Source organism: Roseomonas sp. F4, assembly GCF_053891155.1.
This window is the reverse complement of sequence record NZ_JBSSHK010000003.1, coordinates 538477-560819: the sequence shown is the minus strand read 5'-3', so window position 1 is coordinate 560819 and position 22343 is coordinate 538477. Positions and strand designations below refer to the sequence as shown.

Genomic DNA, 22343 nt, shown 5'->3' with positions numbered 1-22343 from the left:
GGCAAATTCAAGCGACGAAAGGTGTCAGGCCGCCTCAGCGGCCAGCACCATGGCGCGAGCGGTCATCAACCGGTTCATGCTGGCTTCGCGCTTTTCCGGCGTGTCCATGGCGGCGGCGGTATAGGCGGCCTCTGCCTCCCGCACCCGCGTCTCCGCGGCGGCCTTGGAAAGCTGGGCGACCGGCGTGGCTTCATCGGCCAGCACGGTGCAGCGTTCCGGCGTGACCTCGGCGAAGCCGCCGGCGATGAAGAGCCGCTCGGTGACCTGCCCGCCCTCGGTGACGGCGATGACACCGCCGCGGAGGGTGACGATCATCGGCGCATGGCCGGGCAACACGCCCATCTCACCCTCGGTGGCGGGCAGCACAGCCATCTCCACCGCGCGGCTGAGCAGCAGCTTTTCCGGGGAGACGAGTTCGAGCTGGAAGGTGGCCATGGCGCTACCCCATCAAATCCAACAAAGGCGGCCCGCTAAAGCGGGCCGAGGCCGCGAATGCGGCCCGCCGCTCATGCGGCGAGCCAAGGCCGCGGATGCGGCTGCCCGGCGCCTGAGGGCAGGAAATCAGCCGAAGGCTGCTGCTTACGCAGCAGCCTTGAGCGTCTCGCCCTTCTTCACAGCGTCTTCGATCGTGCCGACCATGTAGAAGGCGGCTTCCGGCAGGTGGTCATACTCGCCGGCGCAGATCGCGGCGAAGGAGCGCACCGTATCCTCGAGCTTCACGAACACGCCCGGGGAGCCGGTGAAGACTTCGGCGACGTGGAAGGGCTGGGACAGGAAGCGCTGCAGCTTGCGGGCGCGGGCCACGATCAGCTTGTCCTCCTCGGACAGCTCATCCATGCCCAGGATCGCGATGATGTCCTGCAGCGACTTGTAGGTCTGCAGGATGCGCTGCACTTCGCGGGCCACGCGGTAGTGTTCCTCACCCACCACGCGGGGGTCCATGGCGCGGCTGGTGCTGTCCAGCGGGTCGACGGCCGGGAAGATGCCCAGCTCGGCGATGGAGCGGTTCAGCGTGGTGGTCGCGTCGAGGTGGGCGAAAGAGGTCGCGGGCGCCGGGTCGGTCAGGTCGTCGGCCGGGACGTAGATGGCCTGCACCGAGGTGATGGAGCCCTTCTTCGTCGAGGTGATGCGTTCCTGCAGCGCGCCCATGTCGGTCGCAAGCGTCGGCTGATAGCCCACCGCGGACGGGATGCGACCCAGCAGCGCGGACACTTCCGCGCCGGCCTGGGTGAAGCGGAAGATGTTGTCGATGAAGAACAGAACGTCCTGGCCCTGCTCGTCGCGGAAGTATTCCGCCATCGAGAGGCCGGACAGCGCCACGCGGGCGCGCGCACCCGGCGGCTCGTTCATCTGGCCATAGACCAGCGCCACCTTGGAGCCTTCGGTGGAGCCGTTCTCGCCGAGCTTGATGACGCCCGCATCCACCATCTCGTGGTATAGGTCGTTGCCCTCGCGGGTGCGCTCACCGACGCCGGCGAAGACGGACACGCCGCCATGGCCCTTGGCGATGTTGTTGATCAGTTCCTGGATGGTGACGGTCTTGCCGACGCCGGCGCCGCCGAACAGGCCGATCTTGCCGCCCTTGATGTAGGGGGCGAGCAGGTCGATGACCTTGATGCCCGTCACCAGGATTTCCGCGGAGGTCGCCTGGTCCTCGAAGGACGGCGCCGCGCGGTGGATGGTGTAGGTCTTGCTGGCGCCCACCGGGCCGCGCTCGTCGATCGGCTCGCCGATGACGTTCAGGATGCGGCCCAGCGTCTCATTGCCCACGGGCACGGAGATGCCGGCGCCGGTGTCCACAACCTCGGTGCCACGGACCAGACCGTCCGTGGTGTCCATGGCGATGGTGCGCACGGTGCGCTCGCCCAGATGCTGCGCGACCTCGAGGACCAGCGTGCGGTCTTCGATCTTCAGGGTCAGCGCGTTCAGGATGGCGGGCAGCTCGGCCGGGAACTGCACGTCCACGACGGCGCCCAGAACCTGCGTAACCTTGCCGACATTGTTCTTCATGGGTGCGTGTCCCTGGTCAGACGGCTTCAGCACCGGAGATGATCTCGATCAGCTCCCGGGTGATGTTGGCCTGTCGCGTGCGGTTGTAGTTCAGCGTGAGCTTGTTGATCATCTCGCCGGCATTGCGCGTGGCATTGTCCATGGCGTTCATCTGGCTGCCAAAGAAGCCGGCCGAATTTTCCAGCAAGGCGCGGTAGATCTGGATCGCCAGGTTCTGCGGCAGCAGGGTGGCGAGGATCTCCTCCTCACTCGGCTCATATTCGTACAGGGCCTGCGCGCCCGAGGTCGCGGCCGGCGTGGCGGTGCCTGCTTCCGGCAGCAAGGTCGGAATCAACTGCTGCGCCGCGGGCACCTGGCTGATGACGCTGCGGAAGCGGTTGTAGACCAGCGTGCAGACATCGAATTCGCCGGCCTCAAGCATCGCGGTGACGCGATGCGCGATGTCCTGCGCATCCTCGAAGCCCACGCGCTTCTTGCCGGCCATCGAAATCTCGCCAACGATCCGGCTGGCGAATTCGCGCTTGAGGTAGGCGGCGCCCTTACGGCCGACCGCCAGCACCTTCACCGTCTTGCCCGCCGCCTCCAGCTCCCGGATCCGGGTGCGGGCGAAGCGGCCGACATTGGTGTTGAAGGCGCCGGCCAGGCCGCGATCGCCAGTGACCACCACCAGCAGATGCACCTGGTCCGAACCGCTGCCGACCAGCAGCTTCGGCGCGTCCGGGCTGCCGGCGACGGAGGCGCCGAGCGAGGCCAGCATGCGCTCCATGCGTTCGGCATAGGGGCGCGCGGCCTCGGCCTGCGACTGGGCGCGGCGCAGCTTCGCCGCCGCGACCATCTTCATCGCCTGCGTGATCTTGCGCGTGCTTTTCACCGAGGTGATGCGCGCGCGAAGTGCCTTGAGGCTGGCCATGGCGCTCTATCTCAGCCGAAGGACTTGGCGAAGCTGTCGAGGAAGGCGATCAGCTTGACCTCGGTGTCCTTCTTGATCTCGCGATCGGTGCGGATCGAGGTCAGGATCTCGGGGGACTGCGTCTTCAGCCCGGACAGCAGCTGGCGCTCGAACTCGCCGACCTTGTTGAGGGGGACCTTGTCGAGATAGCCGCGCGTGCCGGCGAAGATCGCGACAACCTGCTCCTCGACCGGAACCGGCTTGTACTGCGGCTGCTTCAGCAGTTCCGTCAGCCGCGCGCCGCGGGCCAGCAGGGCCTGGGTGGTGGCATCGAGGTCCGAGGCGAACTGCGCGAAGGCCGCCATCTCGCGGTACTGCGCCAGGTCCAGCTTGATCTTGCCGGCCACCTGCTTCATCGCCTTGATCTGCGCGGAAGAACCGACGCGGGAGACGCTGAGGCCGACGTTCACGGCGGGGCGGATGCCCTTGAAGAACAGCTCCGTCTCCAGGAAGATCTGCCCGTCCGTGATCGAGATCACATTGGTGGGGATGTAGGCGGAGACGTCGCCGGCCTGCGTCTCGATGACCGGCAGCGCGGTCAGCGAACCGGCGCCGAACTCGTCGTTCATCTTCGCCGCACGCTCCAGCAGGCGGCTGTGCAGGTAGAAGACGTCGCCCGGATAGGCCTCGCGGCCCGGCGGACGGCGCAGCAGCAGCGACATCTGGCGATACGCGACGGCCTGCTTCGACAGGTCATCGTAGAAGATGACCGCGTGCATGGCGTTGTCGCGGAAGTACTCGCCCAGCGTGCAGCCGGTGTAGGGCGCCAGGAACTGCATCGGCGCGGGGTCGGAAGCGGTGGCGGCGACGATGATGGAATATTCCATCGCGCCGTTCTCTTCCAGCGTCTTCACCAGCTGCGCCACGGTGGAGCGCTTCTGGCCGATGGCGACGTAGATGCAGTAGAGCTTCTTGGACTCATCACCGCCGGCGGCCTCGTTGGCCACCTTCTGGTTGATGATGGTGTCCAGGATGACGGCGGTCTTGCCGGTCTGGCGGTCACCGATGATCAGCTCGCGCTGGCCACGGCCGATCGGGATCAGGGCGTCGATCGCCTTGATGCCGGTCTGCATCGGCTCATGCACGGACTTGCGCGGGATGATGCCCGGCGCCTTGACCTCGACGCGCATGCGCTTCTCGATCTGGATCGGCCCCTTGCCGTCGATCGGGTTGCCCAGCGCATCGACGACGCGGCCGAGGAAGCCCTTGCCGACGCCAACGTCCACGATCTCGCCGGTGCGGGAGACGGTGTCGCCTTCCTTCACGCCACGGTCGTCACCGAAGATCACGACGCCGACATTGTCGGTCTCGAGGTTCAGCGCCATGCCCTTGATGCCGGCACTGGGGAATTCCACCAGCTCGCCCGCCATGACGTTCTGCAGGCCGAAGACGCGGGCGATGCCGTCACCGACGGTCAGCACGGTGCCGACTTCGGCGACATTCGCCTCGGCATCGAAGCTGGAGATCTGAGCCTTCAGGATCTCCGAGATTTCGGCTGGACGGATCTCCATCAGGCGGCCCCCTTCATGGCGTACTGCAAGCGCTGCAGCTTGGACTTGAGCGAATTGTCGTAGAGGCGCGAGCCGATGCGGACAACAAGACCCCCCAGCAGGGACGGGTCGACGTTTTCCTTGAGCTGCACGCCGGAATAGCCGGCTTCCGTCAGGCGCGCGACGATCTGCGCGCGCTGCGTGTCGGAAAGCCCATGGGCGGTGGAGACGGTGGCGATCTGCTGGCCGCGACGGGCCGACAGCAGCGCTCCGAAGCTGGCCGCGACCTCCGGCAACGCGGCGAGGCGCCGGTTGACGATCATCACGCCGAGCAGGTTGCGCACTTCCGTGCCGATACCGACCCGCTCCAGCACCGAGAAGACGGCGCGCTTCTGCTCGGCGGAATCATACCGGGGATCGGCCACGAAGGACCGGAAGCCGGCGTCGTCCTGCCAAAGGCGGAACAGCCTGTCGAGGTCCTTCGCGACACCGTCGGCAGCGCCGGGCTCCGTCGCGCGCAGGTCGTCGACGATGCCGAGCAGCGCGAGCGCATAGCGCTCCGACAACCCGGTGGGGTTCGGGGCCTGGGTGGAGGCCGAGGTTACGTTGGTCGCTTCGGAGGCCAAGGGGATCCCGGTCCTGTCTCTGGGCGGAGCTGAATAGCGGCTCGCGGGTCCGGGGGGCAGTTGTGACCGCCCCCTTTATGCGGCGGCGGCGCCTTAGCATGCGTATTGCGTTGCGGCAACACATCTCCGCCGCCAGGGCCGGGATGGGAACGCCTGCCGGCGCGCGCCGGAGACGGCCAGGATCGGCCTAGAAGGGCGGCTTTTCAGGGGTGCCGGGTGCGGCAACGGCCTGAATTGGCCTCGCCTCCGCATCGCCTGGCGACGTCAGGTGGCGGGCAGGTCGCGGTCCCCGCCGCCGGACCGCGGACATGGCGGCTTTGTCATCCGCCAGCCCCAGCCTTCGCCGCGGCAAGTCTCCGGATGTCGAAACCTACCGCTCGCAGCGAAGCAGCACCGTCGAACGATGGGCGATATCGCCCACATCCGCCGCGCTGCGATCCGTGCCGCTGCTCGTCGCCGTCCGGAAGGCGAGGCCGGCCCGGCGCAGGAAGGCCTGGGCGGCCTCCCCCTTCACCGCGAAATTGACGTTGTCCACATTCTGCACCCGGCGACTGTCCAGCTTGGCCACCACCACGCCCACCACATGGCCCTGCATGTCGAGCAGCGGACCGCCGGAATTGCCCGGCTGGACCTCCGCGCTGATCTGATAATTGTTCGGATCATTGCGCAGCCCGGCGAGCGCGTTGATCTCGCCCCGGGTCAGCTTCGGATCGGCGGAGAGCAGGCCGGTCAGCGGAAAGCCATAGGCCACCACGCTCTCGCCCCGGCGCACCGCCGGGCCGGCGCGGAATTCCAGCGATGGGCCCGGATTGCCGGGAATGTTGAGGATCGACAGGTCCAGCGTCCGGTCCACCTGGGCCGGCGGCACCGCGGCCAGCCAACGGCCATCGGCGGCGCGGGCCAGGATGCGGTCGCAGCCATCGACCACATGCTGGTTGGTCAGCACCCGGTCCGGCGCCACCACGAAGCCGGTGCCGGTGGACACCCGCCGGGCCTGCGCATTGGGCCGCGCCTGCGCCACATTCGGGGTCGTGGCCGGGGGGGTCGCGGCCGGCGCCGCGGCGGCGGCCGTGAACAGTTCCACCCGCGGCGTCGCGCAGATATCCTGGTCGCGCAGCACGCTTTCGCGCCCATCGGCCAGCACCAGGCGGACATCGAATCGGCAGCCGGCCTCGGCATTCGGGCGCATGGCAAAGCCGGCATTGTTCGGCAGGGGCCCATGATTCAGCAGGTTGCTGCCCCAGTCGCCGCGGCCGCTGCGCACCGCATGCAGGGCCGTGGCGGGCTGGCCCGTGCGGTTGATGATCCGCACCGGCTCTGCCTGCGGCGCGGTCTGCGCCAGGGCCGGATGGGCGCCACCGCCCGGCAATCCCCCAGGCAATCCCCCGGGCAGCCCCCCCGGCAGCAGGCAGGACAGAAGAACCAGGGTCGGCAGGGTGGGGCGCATGGCGGCGATCATGTCGGGCGCGGCGCGATGGCCGTCAAGCGGCGGCGCAAAACCTGCGCTGGATCAATGCACCGCCCCGGCCGCGGCCGCACCGTGGCGGAACGCCGCGTACTGCCCCTTGACCTTCCCATACTGGGAAGACCCATCTCCGAGCCATGGAACAGAACATCACCCCGATGCCCGAGGCCCCGCTGCAAAGCCTCCCCCGACTCTCCCTGCCCGTGGAGGGCATGACCTGCGCGAGTTGTGCGGGGCGGGTGGAACGCGCGCTGCTGGCGGTGCCCGGCACGCTGGAGGCGCAAGTGAACCTCGCCTCCGAACAGGTGAGCATCCGCGGCACCGCGCCGGTGGCGACCCTCGCGGCCGCGGTGCGGCAGGCCGGCTATGAGGTGCCGGAAAGGGTGCGACAGATCGGCGTGGAGGGGATGACCTGCGCCAGCTGCGCCGGCCGGGTGGAACGCGCCCTGCGCGCGGTGCCGGGCGTGGTGGAGGCCTCCGTGAACCTCGCCTCGGAACAGGCGACGCTGCGGCTGCTGCTGCCGGTGGAGGATGCGGTGCTCGCCGCCGCCCTGGCCGAGGCCGGCTACAGGCTGGCCGCCACCACGGAGGACGGCGCGGCGGAGGCTCTGGCCGCGGAAGCGAAGCTCCAGGCGCAGCGTCGGGACCTTGGGATTGCCGGGTTGCTCGCCGCGCCCTTCCTGATCGGCATGGTCGGCATGGCCTTCGGCCAGGACTGGATGCCGAATGGCTGGGTGCAGCTCGGCCTGGCCCTGCCCATGCAATTCTGGTTCGGCGCGCGCTTCTACCGCGCCGGCTGGGCAGCGCTGCGCGCCGGCACGGGCAATATGGACCTGTTGGTGGCCATCGGCACCTCCGCCGCCTTCGGCCTGTCGCTGGTGCTGCTGCTGCAACATGGCGGCGAGCACAGCCATGCGCTGTATTTCGAGGCGGCGGTCGTCGTCATCCTGTTCGTGATGCTCGGCAAGCATCTGGAAGCCCGCGCCCGGCGCGGCACCGGCGCGGCGCTGCGCGCGCTGCTGGATCTGCGCCCGCGCAGCGCCCGGCTTCTGGCGGCGGATGGCACGGAGCGCGAGGTTCCGGCGGCCTCCCTCGTGGTGGGCGACGTGGTCGTGCTGCGTCCCGGCGAAAGCGTGCCGGTGGACGGCAGGGTGGAACAGGGCGAGTCGGGCGTCGATGAAAGCGCCCTGACCGGCGAAAGCCGCGCGGTGGAGAAATCCCGCGGCGACAGCCTGGCCACCGGCACGGTGGTGCTGGACGGGCGGCTGGTGCTGCGCGCCACGGCGGTGGGCGGCGACACCACCCTGGCACGGGTCGCCGCGCTGGTATCCGCGGCCCAGGCCAGTCGGGCGCCCGTGCAGAAGCTGGTGGACCGGGTCGCCGCCATCTTCGTGCCCATCGTGCTGCTGATCGCCGCCGGCACCCTGGCCTACTGGCTCTGGGCCGGTGCGGGGACGGAGGCGGCGCTGCTGCATGCCGTGGCGGTCCTGGTCATCGCCTGCCCCTGCGCGCTCGGCCTCGCCACCCCCGCCGCCATCATGGCCGGCACCGGGGCCGCGGCCCGCGCCGGCATCCTGGTGCGCGATGCGGAGGCGATCGAGCGCGGCCAGGGAATCACTTTCGTGGCCTTCGACAAGACCGGCACGCTGACCGAGGGCCGGCCGCGCCTGGCCGCGCTGCACCCGGCACCCGGCGTGGCGGCGCAGGATGCACTGGCCTGGGCCGCTGGCCTGCAATCCGGCAGCGAGCACCCCCTGGCCCGCGCGGTGCTGGCCGCTTTCGCCGAAGACCAGCCCGGTGGGCGCCCTCCCACCGTGTCGAGCTTTCGCGCCTTGCCGGGGCGCGGGGTAGAAGGTGTGGTTGATGGCGACCGGCTGACCCTGGGCAGCCCGCGCCTTCTGGCCGAATCCGAACTGTCCGAAGGGGTGCTGGCGGGGGCGGCCACGCAGGAAGCCGCCGCCGGCCGCAGCCTCGCCTGGCTGGTCGGCTCTGGCCGCCCCCTGGCACTGCTCGCCTTCGAGGATGCGCTGAAGCCCGGCGCCGCCGGTGCCATCGCCGCCCTGCGCGCCATGAAGGTGGAGGTCGCCATGCTGTCGGGTGACGGCCCGGCCGCGGCCGGCGCCGCCGCCCGCGCGCTGGGCATCGCCCGGGTGGAGGCGGAGGTGCTGCCCCAGCACAAGCTGGACGCCATCGCCCGCTGGCAGGCGGAGGGCGCGCGCGTCGCCATGGTGGGCGACGGCGTGAATGACGCGCCGGCGCTGGCCTCGGCCAATCTCGGCATCGCCATGGGCACCGGCACCGATGTCGCCATGGCGGCTTCCGGCATCACCCTGATGCGCGGCGACCCGGCCTTGGTGCCGGCGGCGCTCGACATCACCCGACGAACCTATCGCAAGCTGCAGGAGAATTTGGCATGGGCCTTCGCGTACAACCTGCTCGGCATCCCATTGGCGGCGGCCGGGCTGCTATCGCCACCCTTCGCCGGGGCGGCGATGGCGCTGTCCTCGGTCTCGGTGCTGGGGAATGCGCTTCTGCTGTCCCGCTGGCGGCCCCGCGACCCGTCGCAAAAGGCGTGAACGGCATGAATATCGGCGAGGCCTCCGCCGCCTCCGGCGTCTCGGCCAAGATGATCCGCCATTATGAGGCGATCGGATTGATCGAGGCGCTGCGCCGGCCGAACGGCTATCGCAGCTACGGCGCGCAGGATGTGGCGGTGCTGCGGTTCATCCGCCATGCGCGGGATCTGGCCTTCCCGCTGGAGGATATCCGCAAGCTGCTGGCGCTGTGGCGCGACCGGTCGCGGGCCAGCGCCGATGTGAAGCAGATGGCGCTGGACCATGTGGCCTCGCTGGAAAGCAAGGCTGCCTCGCTCCAGGCGGTGGCTGACAGCCTTCGCCATCTGGCGCAGCATTGCCAGGGCGACGACCGGCCGGATTGCCCGATCCTGGCGGAGTTGGAGGGACAGCACGAATGACCGAGGCTTTGCACGTATCCGGCATGACCTGCGGCCACTGCGTGCGGGCGGTGACGCTCGCCATCCAGAAGCGGGACCCGGCGGCGAAGGTCGAGGTGGACCTGGCCGCCGGCCTGGTGCGCGCCGAATCCCGGCTGAGCCGGGATGAGCTGGCCGCGCTGGTGACGGCGGAAGGCTATGCCGTGGCGGCCTAGGCTTTGTCACCTGGCAGCTTGATGCCGGTCAGGGCCTGCCAGACCCGGATGACGAAGCCATCATCCGCCCTGCCCTGCCCCATGGCGCTGGCGGCGGTGAACAATTGCTGCGCCTGGCTGGCGAGTGGCACCGGGTGGTTCAGGCCGCGCGCCATGTCCGCCACCAGGCCGAGGTCCTTCACGAAGATATCGACTGCCGAGCGTGGCGCGTCGTCGCCGGTCAGCACGCGGGCCATGCGGTTCTCGAACATCCAGCTATTGCCGGCGGCGCTGGTCACCACGTCGTAGAGTTTCTGGGGGTCGGCGCCGGCGCGAATGCCCAGCGCCATCGCCTCCGCCGCCACGGCGATATGCACACCGGCCAGAAGCTGGTGCACCACCTTGACGGTCGCGCCGATGCCCACGGCCTCCCCCAGTTCCCACACCTTGGTGGCGACCGCGTCCAGCACCGGCTTCGCCTTGGCGAAGGCGGCGGGGGTGCCGGAGGCCATGACGGTCATCTCCCCTGTCGCGGCCTTGGCCGCGCCGCCGGAGACGGGCGCATCAAGATAAAGAAACCCCGCCGCCTCGGCCCGCGCCGCCAGCCGGCGGGCATCGTCGGGGCCCATGGTGGCGGAGGCGATGATGACCGCCCCGGGGGCAAGCCGCGCGGCGCAGCCGGAAGGGCCGAACAGGGCGGCTTCAGTCTGCGCGGCGTTGACCACCAGCAGCAGCACCGCCTCCGTCCCCGGCGCGATGGCGTCGGCACTGGCCGCGATCTGGCCACCGGCATTCGCGAAGCTGCCGCGGGCATTCTCGGAAAAATCGCAGCCCGTGACGGAAAGCCCGGCCCGCAGGCACGACAGCGCCGCCCCCATCCCCATGGCCCCGAGGCCGATCACCGCCACCTGCATCGTCTTGCCTCCCTGACCCGCCCAGGCTGGCCGGCCGAAAGCTTCAGCGCAAGACGAGGACCAGAATCTGCACCAGGGCGGAGACCACCAGCAGGATCAGGACGATTTTTGACAGCGTGGACATGGGTGGCATCAGCCGGAGATGATTCCGCGCAGCAGCGCCTTCAAGGCCGGCGCCACTTCGGCATGGCGGGTCAGCAGGGCTGCCTCATGGGCGCGCGCCTCCGCCACCAGGGAGTCCGCCAGCGCGGCACCGGCCGGCGTCAATGCGATGCGCATCTGCCGGCCCTGGCGGGCGCGCGCCACCAGACCCTCCGCCGCCATGCGGTCCAGCAGCTTGGACATGGTGGGCTGCTGCATCAGGCAGATGTTTCCCAACTGCCCGACCGTCGCACCGCCCTCCGCGCCGTGCAGCGTCGCCAGCACGCGCCAGACCGGCACCGCGACGCCGCGCGCCTTCAGCCGCGCATGAAAATCGGCCGAGGCAGCGTGCGAGGCCTGGGCCAGCAGGGCCAGGAGGTAGTCCTCGACGAAGCGGGGGGATTCGGTCACGGCGTGAATATATGACTTTTCATATGTTGGCGCCAGCGCTAGCCTTCCCGCACTGGAAGCCAGGGGGCCGAAATTTGCGCGACGACCGGATCGAGCCGCATTGGATCGACGCCTTCGAATCCGTCCTGCGGCTTTGCGCGGCGCAGCCGAGGGAGACGGTCTGCCTGCTGTCCGAAAGCCAGTCGCGGCGGCTGAACATCGACCTCGCGGAGCTGGCGGCGCATCGCCTGGGCTGCCGGCCCTTCCGGCTGGAGGTGCCGACCCCGCCGCAGACCGCACCGGTGCCGGTGCGCTCCACCGGGGCATCGCGGGCGCTGGCCGGCCATCCTTCCGTGCTGGCGGCGCTCGGTGCCTCCTCCCTCATCCTGGATTTGACCCGCGAAGGGTTGCTGCATGCGCCGGAACTGCGCGGCATCCTGGCCAGCGGCGCCCGCGTGCTGATGATCAGCGACGAGCATCCGGATGTGCTGGAACGCCTGGTGCCACGGGCGGAGGATGCGGCGCCGGTGAAGGCCGCGGTGAAGCGCCTGCGCGCGGCGCGCGAAATGCGCGTGACCAGCGCGGCCGGCACCGACCTGACCGTGGCCATGGCGGGCGCGACCACCGCCGGCGTCTGGGGTTTTTCGGACCGCCCCGGCACCATCGCGCATTGGCCGGGCGGTGTGGTGGTGTCCTTCCCCGCGGCGGGCAGCGTGGCCGGCACGCTGGTGCTGGCGCCTGGCGACGCGAACCTCACCTTCAAGCGGTACGTCGAACAGCCGGTGCGGCTAACGCTGCGGGACGACCATGTGGTGGCGGTGGAGGGCGATGGCCTCGATGCGCGGATGATGCGCGACTACCTCGCCGCCTGGGGCGATCCGGGCGCCTATGCCGTCAGCCATGTCGGCTGGGGCATGAACCCGCGCGCGCGGCGCGAAGGCCTGCTGTTCCACGACCGCCGCGACCTGAACGGCACGGAGCTGCGCGCGGCCGCCGGCAACTTCCTGTTTTCCACCGGCGCCAATGAATTCGCCGGCCGCTTCACCGAGGGGCATTTCGACATCCCCGTCTTCGGCTGCACCATCGCCCTCGATGGCGAGGTCGTGGTCCGCGAAGGAGTTCTGGTGCCATGACCATTGTGCTGCTGCATGGCATCGGCGGGCCGTCCTGGGACGGCATGGTGCCGGGTGCGATCGACTGGCCGATGCCGGGTTTCTGCGGGTCCGCACCGTTGCCGGAGATGACCTTTCCCGCGCTGGCGGAGGCGCTTCGCGATGCGTTGGATGCGCATGGGCTGAATCGCGTGACGCTGGTGGGCCATTCGATGGGCGGGATGCTGGCGCAGGAATTTGTCGCGCGGTTTCCGGATCGCGTGGCGAAGCTGGTGCTGTATGGCACCACGCCGGCCTTCGGCGGCCGTGATCCCGCTTTTGCCGAACAGTTTCTGGCGGCACGGCTCGGGCCGCTGGAGGGGCGCTCGATGCAGGATGCGGCGCCCGAGCTGATGGCAGGCATGCTGGCCGACACCGCGCCGCCGGATGCGCTGCCACGCGCGCTGGCGGCGATGCGGGCGATCCCCGATGCGGTCTATCGTGACACGCTGCGCTGCCTCACCACCTTCGACCGCCGCGCCGACATGGCGAAGATCAGCGTACCGACGCTGCTGATCGCCGGCGAGCGCGACCAGGCGGCGCCGCTGAAGACGATGCAGCGCATGGCGGAGGCCATTCCCGGCGCGCGCCTGGTGGTGATTCCCGGCGCCGGCCACCTCATCCATCTCGAAGCGCCGGACGCTTTTCGCGCCGCGCTGCTGCCCTTCCTGGAGGCCTGAGAGCGTGACCGACGCGCCGATCTTCGATCCGAAGGCTTTTCGCCTGTCGCCCTTTGAGGCCGATCTCACCGCCCGCGCCCGCGATTTCGGCGCCCGCGTGCTGGCACCGCGCGCCGCGCAATGGGATCGGGAAGCCACCTTCCCGATCGACAACTACCGCGACATGCATCGCGAAGGCCTTTTGGGGATCTGTATCCCGGCGAAGGAAGGCGGCCTCGGCGCCGATTTCCGTGCCTACTGCCTGACCGCCGCGGAACTGGGACGGTACTGCGGCGCCACGGCGCTGACCTGGAACATGCATGTGTGCAGCACGCTCTGGACCGGCGCACTGACCGAAGATCTGGAGATGGACGGGGCCACGCGCACGGAACACCGCCGCCGCCGCCGCCTGCACTACGACACCATTTTGCGCGACGGCAAAATCTTCTCGCAGCCCTTCTCGGAAGGCGGTGCGGCGGCGGCTGGTGCCGCGGCCTTCGGCACCACGGCGGAGCGCGTCGAGGGCGGCTTTCGCGTCACCGGCAAGAAGATCTTTGCGAGTCTCGCCGGCCATGCCGATACCTACGGCATTTTGTGCACCGAACTGCTGCCGGGCGAGAAGGCATCCCGCAAAAACACGCTGTATCTCGGCGTGCCGGCGGAGGCGCCGGGTGTCACCGTGACCGGCGAGTGGGACCCGCTCGGCATGCGCGGCACCGTCTCCCGCACCCTCATCTTCGACAATGTCTTCGTGCCGGAGGATGCGGCGCTGATGCCGCCGGGGCTGTACTTCCAGGCCGCGATGCGCTGGCCGCATATGTTTCTCACGCTGTCGCCCACTTACATGGGCCTCGCGCAAGCGGCCTATGACTTCTGCGTCCGCTATCTACGGGGCGAGCAGCCGGGCACGCCGCCCGTCAAGCGCCGCATGTATCCGACCAAGCAGATCGCGGTGGCGCAGATGCGGGTGATGCTGGAGCAGACCAAGGCGCTGTGGTTCCAGGCGATCACCGAGGCCGGGCCTGATCCAAGCAAGGAGCAGATGCTGCGCGCGCTGGCCGCGCAGCACACGGTGATGGAGAATGCCCAGGCCATCGCCAGCCTCGCCATCCGCACCTGCGGCGGCCAGGCGATGCTCAAATCCCTGCCGCTGGAACGCATCTTCCGGGATAGCCGCTGCGGCGCCCTGATGCTGCCCTGGACGGCGGAACTGTGCATCGACCGCATCGGGCGCGATGCGCTGTATGAGAAGGGCGAGACGGACCAGTGAGGCACTGGCTCGCCGCGCAGCCGCCGGACCGCATCGCGCTGCGCTTCGGCGATGTGGCGCTGAGCTATGGCGACCTCGATGCGCAGGCGCGCGCCATGGCGGCGGCGTTGGCGGCGCGTGGTGTGCAGCACGGGGATCGGGTGGGTTTCCTCGGTCAGAACCACCCGTCGCAGATCGTGGCGCTGTTCGCCTGCGCCCAGCTCGGCGCACTGCTGCTGCCGTTGAACTGGCGCCTCGCCCCGCCGGAATGGCGCTTCATCCTGGAAGATGCCGGCGCCAGACTGCTGCTGGCCACGCCCGACATGGCTTCGGCCGTGCCGGACCGGGCGGTGGACGTCACCACGCTTTCCACCAGCGGCAACGCGGCGGAGAGTGGGGATGACCAAAGCCCTGTGCTGCTGGTCTATACCAGCGGCACCACCGGACGGCCGAAGGGCGCCGTGCTCGACCAGAAGGCCATTCAGCACAATGCGCTGAGCGCCGCACATGCCTTCGAACTGACGGCCGCGGATCGCGTGCTGACGGTGCTGCCGCTGTTCCATGTCGGCGGACTCAACATCCAGACCACGCCGGCGCTGATGGCCGGGGCGGAGGTGCTGCTGCATCCGCGCTTCGATCCGGATGCCTTCTTCGACGATGTCGCCCGCTTCCGCCCGACGCTGACGCTGCTGGTGCCCGCCGTGATGCAGGCGTTGGTCAGCCATCCGCGCTGGGCTTCGGCCGATCTTTCGAGCCTGCGCGCCATCGGCGCCGGCTCCTCCGACGTGCCCTTGCCCCTCATCGAGGCTTTTCACGCGCGAGGCATCCCGGTGCAGCAGGTCTATGGGGCGACCGAAACCTGCCCCATCGCGATCCTGCAGGACCGGGCGGAGGCCTTGGCCGCCCCCGGTTCGCTTGGCCGCCCTGCCTTGCATGCGGAAGCGCGCATTGCCGGCGGGGCGAGCGAGGGCGAAATCCAGATCCGCGGCCCGGCCACGCTGCGCCGCTACTGGCCAGACGTGCCCGCCCTCGATGACGAAGGCTGGTTCGCCACCGGCGATGTCGGGCGCATTGACCCGGAGGGCCGCTGGTGGTTCACCGACCGCCTCAAGCACGTCATCATCTCTGGCGGCGAGAACATCTACCCGGCGGAGGTCGAGCGCCTGTTGCGCAGCGCCCCCGGCATCGTCGAAGGCGCCATCATCGGCCGCCCCGATCCGCGCTGGGGCGAGGTGCCGGTCGCGGTCGTCGTGCCCGCGCCCGGCTTCGACGCGGCCCAGGTGCTGGCGCATTTCGAGGGGCAGATCGCCCGCTTCAAGATTCCCCGCGCCGTGGTCACCGTGCCGGCCCTGCCACGCACGGCGCTGGGCAAGGTGGAAACGGCCAGGCTGCGCCAGCTACTGGCCTGAACCCGCAACTCGGGCATGATCGGGCCAAATGCCCGAGGAAACGCCCCGCATGATGCGCCTGAACGCCTTCGATATGGCGACCCCCGGCCATATCCAGCAGGGGATGTGGCGCCACCCGCGCGACACGGCCGTGAACTACACCAGCCTGCAGCACTGGACCCGCCTCGCCCGGCTGCTGGAGCGCGGGCTGTTCGATGGGCTGTTCCTGGCCGATGTGCTCGGCATCTATGATGTGCATGGCGGCCGCCCGGATGCGGCGCTGCGCGGCGGCGTGCAGGTGCCGCTGCTGGACCCGGTGATGCTGGTGCCCGCCATGGCGGCGGTGACCCAAAACCTCGGCTTCGGCGTGACCTGCAACCTGGCCTATGAGCCGCCCTACCTGTTTGCCCGGCGGATGAGCACGCTGGACCATCTGACAGGCGGCCGCATCGGCTGGAACATTGTGACGGGATATCTCGACAGCGCTGCCCGCGCGCTGGGCCATGACGCGCAAATGCGCCATGACGACCGCTACGACCTGGCGGATGAATACATGCAGGCCGTCTATGCGCTGTGGGAGGGAAGCTGGGCCGAGGATGCGGTCAAGCGCGACCGCTCAAGCGGCGTCTACACCAATGCGGCGCGGGTCCGCCGCATCCGCCATGACGGCCCGCAATACCGGATCGACGCGGTCCACCTGGCCGAACCCTCCCCGCAGCGCACCCCCGTGCTCTACCAGGCCGGCGCCAGCGAACGCGGCCGCCGCTTTGCCGGCACCCATGCCGAATGCGTCTTTGTGAATGGCACCAACCCCGCCGTGGTCGCGCGGCTGGTCGCACAGCTTCGTGCCGCGGCGGCCCCGCGCCCTATCCTGGTCTTTGCCGGCGCCACCGTGGTGGTCGGCCGCACGGAACGGGAGGCGCGGGACAAGCTGGCGGATTACGCGAGCTGGGCGAGCGCCGAGGGCGCGCTGGCGCATGCCTCCGCCTCACTCGGCATCGACCTCGCCAAATTCGGCATGGATGAGCCGGTGCGGGCCGGGGAAAGCCAGGCGATCCGCTCGAATGTCGAGGCGATGGCCAAGGTGGCGGGACCGGACTGGACGCCACGCATGCTGCTGGCGCAATCCGTCCTCGGCAGCCGCCAGCCACCTATTATCGGCGACCCGGCGCAGGTGGCGGATGCGCTGGAAGGCTGGATGCGGGAGGCGGGCGTGGACGGCTTCAACCTGTCCCGCAGCGTGATGCCCGAAAGCCTGGTGGATTTCATCGACCTCGTCGTGCCGGTGCTGCAGGAACGCGGCCTCTACAAGACCAGCTACGCCCCCGGCACCTACCGCGAAAAGCTGTTCGGCGCGGACCGGCTGCTGCCGGCAGGTCATCCAGCGGCGGGCCATCGCTGGGCATGAACAAGCGCCGCAACATTGCGCTGATCACATTCGCAGAAATGCTGGCGCTGGCGCTGTGGTTTTCCTCCACCGCCGCCGGTCCCGGCATGCTGGCGGAGGCGCCAGGCCGTGGCGCGGGCTTCCAGGCGCTGTTGACCAGCGCCGTGCAGGCGGGCTTCGTGCTCGGCACGCTGCTGAGCGCCGCCCTCGCCTTGCCGGACCGGCACGACCCGCGCCGCGTCTTCGCCGCCGCCGCGCTGCTCGGCGCCGCTGCGAATGCGCTGATCCTTTGGCTGCCGCCGGGGTCGGAGGGTGTGATCGTCGCGCGCTTCGTCACCGGCATGGCGCTGGCCGGGGTCTATCCGGTGGGGATGAAGCTCGCCGCCGGCTGGGCCGATCGGGGCGATATGGGGCTGGTGGTGGGGCTGCTGGTCGGCGGGCTGACGCTCGGCTCCGCCGCGCCGCATTTGCTGGCCGCGCTGGGCGGGGCGGATTGGCGGCCGGTGCTGGTCGTGGCCTCGCTGGCGGCGATGGCGGGGGCGGCGCTGATCGGGCTGGTGCGGCTCGGCCCGCGCCACGCCCCGGCGCCGCCCTTCCGGCCCGCCGCCGCCCTGGCGCTGTTCCGCAACCGGGGCACCCGGCTCGCGACCCTCGGCTATCTCGGCCATATGTGGGAGCTCTATGCGATGTGGGCCTGGATCGGCCTGTATTTTGCCGCCAGCTTCGCCGCCTGGCGCGGAGATGCACCCCGGCCGGCGGAAGCGGCGCTCGCCACCTTCGCGGTGATCGCCGCCGGCGCGCTGGGCTCGGTGGCCGCGGGTTTGGCGGCGGATCGTGTCGGGCGGGTGCGCGTCACTGTCACGGCCATGGCCGTCTCCGGCGCCTGCTGCCTGCTGGCGGGGCTTTTCTTCGGCCTTCATCCGGCGCTGGTGATATTGCTCGGCCTGGTCTGGGGCGTCGCCGTGGTGGCGGATTCGGCGCAATTCTCGGCCAGCGTGGCGGAGCTGGCGGAGCCCGGCCTGACCGGCACCATGCTGACGGTGCAGACCAGCCTGGGCTTCGCCCTGACCCTGGTGACCATCCACATGATGCCGCCAATGGTGCAGTCGCTGGGCTGGGGCGGCGCCTTCGCGGTGCTGGCGCTGGGGCCGGCGCTGGGCTGCGTCGCGATGCTGCGCCTCGGCCGCAGCGCCGAAGCGGCGCGGCTGGCGGACGGGCGCGGATAGTCTGACGAGGTTAGCGCCGCATCTCCTGCACCAGTGCCATGCTCGCCGTTGCCAGCATGAAGCTGCCGCCGAGGATGAAGACCGCCTCCGGCCGCCCGCTATCCACCAGCCAACCAAAGATCGGCGGCGCGATCATGCCGCCGATGTTGAAGCCCGTGGAGACCACGCCGAAGACGGCACCGGATTGCCCGGGCGGTGCCGCGGCGCGCACCATCATGTCGCGGGATGGCATGCACATGCCGCTCATCACCCCCGCCAGGCCCAGCACGACCACCACCAGCAGCGCCGGCATGGGCAGCAGCCCCACGGCCAGGGTCAGCACCCCCGCCAGGCCAAAGCCCGCCATGGCCACCAGCCCGTGCCGCTTCACCCGGTCCGCCAACGCGCCCCCCAGAAGCACGCCGCCGGCTGAGCCCGCCAGCAGCGCCGTCAGCGCGGTGGAGGCCATGCCGAGGCCCATGACGCCGGAGGCGACCAGGGCCGCGATGGCGAAGGCATTCATGCCGCCGACCGACAGCGCGATCAGCACGAAGAAGCCGGTCAGCGAGATCACCGCCGGGTTCAGCACCCGCGTTGGCTGCCCCGCCACGGCCTTCGGCGCCACGCCCTTCACCGGGTCGGCCGGACAGGTCGCCAGCACCCAGGCGGCGACCAGCCAGCCGATGGCCCCCGCAACGATCAGCGCCCCCGAAAGCCCCAACCAGGCCGCCAGCCCCAACATCAGGAAGGGCGCCACCGCGCCGCCGGCGAAACCGGCAAAGGTGTGCAGGGAAAAGGCGCGCCCCATGCGCGGCCCGGCCATCACGGTGTTGAGGATGGCGTAGTCCGAGGGGTGGTAGACCGCATTCGCCAGCCCCGCGAGCGCCCCCGCCAGCAGCACCATGGCATAGCTGGGCACCAGCCCCACCAGCATGAAGGCCGCGCCGCCGACCACGAGCCCAGCCGCCAGCACCCGCCGTGGCCCGATCCGGTCCACGAGAAAGCCCATCGGCGCCTGGGTGAAGGCGGAGACGATGCTGAACAGGGTGATGGCCAGCCCGAGCTCCACGAAGCCGACGCCGAGGCGCGCCTGCAACAGGGGAAATAGCGGCGGCAGCACCAGGATATGTAGGTGGCTGACCGCATGGGCGGCGCCGATGGCGCCCAGGGTGCGACGCTCGGTGGCGCTCCAGCTCGCGCCGGGAAGGCCGGTATCCGCCGTTATGCTCACTGCGCATCCACCCGCTTTTAGGGTCCGATAGACCCCGGCCCTGCCCCGGGCAAGGTGGGGCAGGGCCGGCGGATGTCAAACCAGGGATGCGCGGCGCGGACCTCTCGCGATCAATGCGCCTCGGACCAGGAGGCGCCGTGACCGATCTCGACGGCCAGAGGCACGGACAGGCTGGCGACGCCCTCCATGATGGTTTTGACCAGCGCGGAGGTGGCCTCCACCTCCGCCGCCGGCACCTCGAACACCAATTCGTCATGCACCTGCAGCAGCATGCGGGCGCCGAGCCCGGCTTCTTGCAGGGCCAGCGGCAGGCGCACCATGGCGCGCTTGATGACCTCCGCCGCGCCGCCCTGGAAGGGGGCGTTGATGGCGGCACGCTCCGCCCCGCCGCGACGCACCGGGTCCTTGCTCGCGATGTCGGCGATCCACAGCTTGCGGCCGAAGGGGGTCTGCACATAGCCGCTGGTGCGGGCGTCCTCCTTCAGCTTTTCCATGCAGGCGCGGATGCCGGGATACTGGCCGAAATAGGCGTCGATGATCGCCCGCGCCTCGCCCGGCCCGATACCCAGCCGCGCGCCCAGGCCGAAGGCGGACATGCCGTAGATGATTCCGAAATTGATTGTCTTGGCCCGGCGCCGCGCTTCCTTGTCCACCGCCTCCGGCGCCAGGTGGAAGATATCCGCCGCCGTCCGCGAATGGATGTCCTGGCCCTTGGCAAAGGCGTCCTTCAGCGCCGGCACATCGGCGACATGGGCCAGGATGCGCAACTCGATCTGGCTGTAGTCCGCCGCCAGCAGCACATGGCCTGGTTCCGCCACGAAGGCGCGGCGGATGCGCGCGCCTTCCTCGGTGCGGACCGGGATGTTCTGCAGGTTCGGATCGCTGGATGACAGGCGCCCGGTGGAGGTCAGCGCCATGGCGAAATCGGTATGCACCCGCCCCTGGGCATCCGCCGCCTGGGCCAGGGCGTCGACATAGGTGGATTTCAGCTTGGCGATCTGCCGCCAATCCAGCACCCGGCGCGGCAAAGCGTGGCCCTGCACGGCCAACTCCTCCAGCACGCTCGCATCGGTGCCCCAGGCGCCGGTCAGCTTGCTGCGCTTGCCGCCTTGCAGACCCATTTCGTCGAACAGGATTTCGCCAAGCTGCTTGGGCGAGCCCACATTGAAGGGCTTGCCCGCCAGCTCATGGATCTCGCGCTCATAGCGCGCCAGCTTCTCCGTGAAGTCGACGCCGATCCGGGACAATTCGGCGGCGTCGATCTTGATGCCGGCGAGTTCCATGTCCCGCAGCACGGGCACCATGCGGCGCTCCACCTGCTCATACAGCGCCAGCGCCCGCGCGCCGCGCAGTTCCGGCCGCAGCGCGTGCCACAGGCGCAGCGTCACATCCGCATCCTCGGCGGCGTAGGCGGTGGCCTTGTCCAGCGGCACCTTGCTGAAGGTGATGCGGTTGCGACCAGTGCCGGTGACGCTGTCGAAGGTGATGCAGCTATGGCCCAGATGCAGCAGCGCCAGTTCGTCCATGCCGTGCCCATGCTTGCCGGCGCGCAGCGCATAGGACATCAGCATGGTGTCATCCACGGGCGCGACGGCGATGCCGCCATTCTCCCCCCGCCAGAGCACTTCCAGGTCGTATTTGGCGTTGTGCAGCACCTTGAGGACGGAAGGGTCCTCCAGCAGCGGCTTGATCTCGGCCAGCGCCGCCTCGGCCTCGATCTGCTCGGGGTCAGCCGCACCCATCAGGTCACCGCTACCCTCATGCCGCAGCGGCACGTAGCAGGCGCGGCCCGGGGCGATGGCGAGCGAAAAGCCGACCAGCCGCGCCTTCATGGCGTTGAGGTTGTCGGTCTCCGTGTCGAAGCCCACAACGCCGGCCGCCTGGGCCGCCGTGATCCATTCGCGCAGGGCTTCGATTGTGGTGACGGTGGCGTAGTCGCCGAAGGGCGCCGCCTCGGCGGGCACCACCGGCGCCTCGCTCGCCGGCGCGGGCGGCCGGAAACCGTTGCCGCGCGTGACCGCGCTGGCATCGCCCAGGCCGAGGCGGGCCAGCAGGCTGCGAAAACCGTTCTCGCGCAGGAATTTCTCGAGCGTCGCCGGATGCGGCGCGCGGGTCAGCATCTTCTCGATCGGGCAGGGCAGCGGCGCATGGGCGTCGAGCTGCACCAGCCGCTTGCTGATCCGCGCCTTCTCCGCATTCAGCTCCAGCGCCTCGCGCCGCTTCGGCTGCTTGATCTTGGCGGTGTTGGCCAGCAGCGTTTCGAGGTCGCCGTATTCGTTGATGAGCTGCGCCGCGGTCTTGATGCCGATGCCGGGGACGCCCGGCACATTATCGGTGCTGTCACCGGCGAGCGCCTGCACCTCCACCACCTTGTCCGGTGTCACGCCGAATTTTTCAAAAACTTCCGGCTCGCGGATCGGCTTCTGCTTGATCGGGTCCAGCATCTGCACGCCGGGGCCGATCAGCTGCATCAGGTCCTTGTCGGAGGAGACGATCGAGACCTCGCCGCCCTCCTCCACGAAGACACGGGCATAGGCGGCGATCAGGTCATCCGCCTCGAAGCCGGGCTGTTCCGCCTGGCAGACGCCGAGCGCTTCCGTCGCCTCGCGGATCAGGGCGAATTGCGGGATCAGCTCCGGCGGCGGCTCGGGCCGATGCGCCTTGTAGTCGGGGTAGAAATCATTCCGGAAGGTCAGTCGCGCGCTGTCGAAGACCACGGCGATATGGCTGGCGGCGTGGCGGGACAGGAACTGGGACAGCATCTGGGTGAAGCCGAAGACGGCATTCACATGCGTGCCATCCGGCCGCGTCATCGGCGGCAGGGCGTGAAAGGCGCGGAAGATGTAGCCGGAGCCATCGACCAGGATCAGCCGCTTCTGCCCCGGCGCCACCGGCGGGACGGCTTCCTCGACGGCGGGGAGGATGGCGGCGTCGCTCATGC

At 69.7% G+C, this 22343-nt stretch carries 19 protein-coding genes; 9 read left to right on the top strand and 10 right to left on the bottom strand.

Features of this window, described 5'->3' with window-relative positions; translation table 11 throughout:
- Positions 1-24 precede the first annotated feature (24 nt).
- From atpC to ACVFYP_RS14895, 6 genes are all read right to left on the bottom strand, one after another.
- On the bottom strand, positions 25-435 hold the full coding sequence (atpC, locus tag ACVFYP_RS14920) for an ATP synthase F1 subunit epsilon (RefSeq protein ID WP_499200978.1): 411 nt from the start codon (positions 433-435) through the stop codon (positions 25-27).
- A 144-nt stretch (positions 436-579) separates the two neighbouring features.
- Positions 580-2010, bottom strand: a complete 1431-nt coding sequence (gene atpD, locus ACVFYP_RS14915; RefSeq protein WP_499200977.1) for a F0F1 ATP synthase subunit beta — start codon at positions 2008-2010, stop codon at positions 580-582.
- A 16-nt stretch (positions 2011-2026) separates the two neighbouring features.
- Positions 2027-2920, bottom strand: coding sequence for a F0F1 ATP synthase subunit gamma (locus ACVFYP_RS14910; RefSeq protein ID WP_499200976.1), 894 nt, complete (start codon positions 2918-2920; stop codon positions 2027-2029).
- A gap of 11 nt (positions 2921-2931) precedes the next feature.
- On the bottom strand, positions 2932-4470 hold the full coding sequence (gene atpA / locus ACVFYP_RS14905) for a F0F1 ATP synthase subunit alpha (RefSeq protein WP_499200975.1): 1539 nt from the start codon (positions 4468-4470) through the stop codon (positions 2932-2934).
- Positions 4470-5075, bottom strand: a complete 606-nt coding sequence (atpH, locus tag ACVFYP_RS14900) for an ATP synthase F1 subunit delta (protein WP_499200974.1) — start codon at positions 5073-5075, stop codon at positions 4470-4472. Before atpH ends, atpA begins: the two co-directional genes overlap by 1 nt.
- Positions 5076-5445: 370 nt before the next feature.
- Positions 5446-6522 (bottom strand): trypsin-like peptidase domain-containing protein, encoded by a 1077-nt coding sequence (locus ACVFYP_RS14895; protein ID WP_499200973.1) that lies wholly within the window; start codon positions 6520-6522, stop codon positions 5446-5448.
- A 176-nt stretch (positions 6523-6698) separates the two neighbouring features.
- Here ACVFYP_RS14895 and ACVFYP_RS14890 point away from each other — a divergent pair, with 176 nt between their 5' ends.
- The 3 genes from ACVFYP_RS14890 to ACVFYP_RS14880 are packed head-to-tail and all read left to right on the top strand — an operon-like array spanning position 6699 to position 9708.
- Entirely contained in the window at positions 6699-9116 is a 2418-nt protein-coding gene (locus tag ACVFYP_RS14890) for a heavy metal translocating P-type ATPase (protein WP_499200972.1), read from the top strand.
- 5 nt (positions 9117-9121) lie between these two features.
- Positions 9122-9514 carry a Cu(I)-responsive transcriptional regulator gene (gene cueR / locus ACVFYP_RS14885; protein WP_499200971.1) on the top strand — a complete coding sequence of 131 codons (393 nt, stop codon included), beginning with the start codon at positions 9122-9124 and terminating at the stop codon, positions 9512-9514.
- Positions 9511-9708, top strand: coding sequence for a heavy-metal-associated domain-containing protein (locus tag ACVFYP_RS14880; protein WP_499200970.1), 198 nt, complete (start codon positions 9511-9513; stop codon positions 9706-9708). The genes cueR and ACVFYP_RS14880 overlap by 4 nt, the downstream gene beginning before the upstream one ends.
- Here ACVFYP_RS14880 and ltnD read toward each other — a convergent pair.
- On the bottom strand, positions 9705-10601 hold the full coding sequence (gene ltnD / locus ACVFYP_RS14875) for an L-threonate dehydrogenase (RefSeq protein ID WP_499200969.1): 897 nt from the start codon (positions 10599-10601) through the stop codon (positions 9705-9707). The two genes, ACVFYP_RS14880 and ltnD, sit on opposite strands and share 4 nt — an antisense overlap.
- Before the next feature lie 132 nt (positions 10602-10733).
- Positions 10734-11153, bottom strand: a complete 420-nt coding sequence (locus ACVFYP_RS14870) for a MarR family winged helix-turn-helix transcriptional regulator (protein ID WP_499200968.1) — start codon at positions 11151-11153, stop codon at positions 10734-10736.
- Positions 11154-11227: 74 nt separating this feature from the next.
- On the opposite strand from ACVFYP_RS14870, the gene ACVFYP_RS14865 reads away from it, so the two are divergent.
- Genes ACVFYP_RS14865 through ACVFYP_RS14840 form a run of 6 tightly spaced genes read left to right on the top strand, consistent with a single transcriptional unit; the run spans position 11228 to position 18192 of the window.
- Positions 11228-12265, top strand: coding sequence for a 2,5-dihydroxypyridine 5,6-dioxygenase NicX family protein (locus ACVFYP_RS14865; protein WP_499200967.1), 1038 nt, complete (start codon positions 11228-11230; stop codon positions 12263-12265).
- Positions 12262-12963, top strand: coding sequence for an alpha/beta fold hydrolase (locus ACVFYP_RS14860; RefSeq protein ID WP_499200966.1), 702 nt, complete (start codon positions 12262-12264; stop codon positions 12961-12963). Before ACVFYP_RS14865 ends, ACVFYP_RS14860 begins: the two co-directional genes overlap by 4 nt.
- A 4-nt stretch (positions 12964-12967) precedes the next feature.
- Complete coding sequence (locus ACVFYP_RS14855; protein ID WP_499200965.1) at positions 12968-14212, top strand: acyl-CoA dehydrogenase family protein; 1245 nt, start codon at positions 12968-12970, stop codon at positions 14210-14212.
- On the top strand, positions 14209-15600 hold the full coding sequence (locus ACVFYP_RS14850; protein WP_499200964.1) for an AMP-binding protein: 1392 nt from the start codon (positions 14209-14211) through the stop codon (positions 15598-15600). The genes ACVFYP_RS14855 and ACVFYP_RS14850 overlap by 4 nt, the downstream gene beginning before the upstream one ends.
- A gap of 49 nt (positions 15601-15649) precedes the next feature.
- Positions 15650-16987, top strand: a complete 1338-nt coding sequence (locus ACVFYP_RS14845; protein ID WP_499200963.1) for an LLM class flavin-dependent oxidoreductase — start codon at positions 15650-15652, stop codon at positions 16985-16987.
- Entirely contained in the window at positions 16984-18192 is a 1209-nt protein-coding gene (locus ACVFYP_RS14840) for an MFS transporter (protein ID WP_499200962.1), read from the top strand. Before ACVFYP_RS14845 ends, ACVFYP_RS14840 begins: the two co-directional genes overlap by 4 nt.
- Before the next feature lie 10 nt (positions 18193-18202).
- On the opposite strand, the gene ACVFYP_RS14835 is transcribed toward ACVFYP_RS14840, so the two are convergent.
- Both ACVFYP_RS14835 and polA read right to left on the bottom strand, forming a co-directional pair.
- The gene (locus tag ACVFYP_RS14835; protein WP_499200961.1) at positions 18203-19402 is read right to left on the bottom strand and encodes an MFS transporter; all 1200 of its coding nucleotides are present in this window, start codon (positions 19400-19402) and stop codon (positions 18203-18205) included.
- 110 nt (positions 19403-19512) lie between these two features.
- A complete protein-coding gene (gene polA, locus ACVFYP_RS14830) occupies positions 19513-22341 on the bottom strand; it encodes a DNA polymerase I (protein ID WP_499200960.1) in 2829 nt (942 codons plus the stop codon).
- Between the last annotated feature and the right edge of the window lie 2 nt (positions 22342-22343).